Consider the following 1,065-nt stretch of genomic DNA (forward strand, 5'->3'; position numbering starts at 1 on the left):
ATGTCATTTCAATTGAGCAGATATAGACATATAAATCTAAGACTTCGTCAGGAGAATTATTAATGTTACCTAATGATTTGATAAAATTTGTCAAAGCTGCATTTCTATAAGCTGTCGTAAACTCACTTTGTGCAATTTTATCTGAATATTGTATTGAGTTGTTTCCAGAAACTCTTTTGATAAAATCTAAAAAATAAGTTTTAGGATCATCACAAATATCAATTAAGATATCACAAACAACCAAAGCTCCCGAATTGATAAAAGGATTTCTAGGAATTCCATTGTCTGCTTCTAATTGTAATAATGAATTAAAAGATGTTCCAGAAGGTTCTACATCGACTCTTTCCCAAATTTTTTCTCCAATTTCTTTATAAACCAAAGCCAAAAGCAAAACTTTTGAGATACTTTGAATCGAAAATTTTTCTTCACAATCTCCAAATCCAAACTGAAGTTGATCCGTAAACAATAATGATACGCCAAATTTATCCCCATTTATTTTAGATAATTCAGGGATGTAGTTCGCTGTTTCACCTAAATTTTCTTCTTCAATTACTTTTGAGTAAATCTTATTTATTATATCAAAGTATTCTTTTTCTTTTGAAATCATTTTACGTACTATTATTATATATGATTGTGAAGGGTATTTTCAATCGTTACAAAATTACAAGTTTATTTATTTCCTTGAATAAATTAGTTCAGTTTACGAAAAACATCTCTCACTTTTCTATTACATAAAAGAGTATTTTCGCTATAAAAAGGCTTATAAAAGGACTTGAATCAAAAAAGTTTAAAAAATATTTTACATGATAACAGTAAGTTAAGGTGTTTATGTAAATAAATTGTAAAATATGTTTGGAAGTTCGTAAAAATGGTGCGTATATTTGCAACCCCAATACGAAAGACGAGTAGTATTGAAGTTGATATAAGGAGTTTTAAACGACATAAAATATTTAAAAATAAATTTGCGAGTTTGAAAATAAGAGTTACCTTTGCAATCCGATTCCGAAAGGGGTTAGGGAGTAAAGTTGAAAAGACTTATTGAAATAAAAATTATGAAAGTTTTTT

1 protein-coding gene is annotated in these 1,065 nt (G+C 27.5%); it reads right to left on the bottom strand.

Annotation, left to right across the window (positions count from 1 at the left end; genetic code table 11):
* On the bottom strand, nucleotides 1-607 hold a 607-nt coding region (locus ACMHJW_RS14645; protein ID WP_413534141.1), incomplete at its 3' end, for a glutaminase.
* Between the last annotated feature and the right edge of the window lie 458 nt (nucleotides 608-1,065).

Source organism: Empedobacter brevis (assembly GCF_965118635.1).
In the GTDB taxonomy this organism is placed as follows: domain Bacteria; phylum Bacteroidota; class Bacteroidia; order Flavobacteriales; family Weeksellaceae; genus Empedobacter; species Empedobacter brevis_A.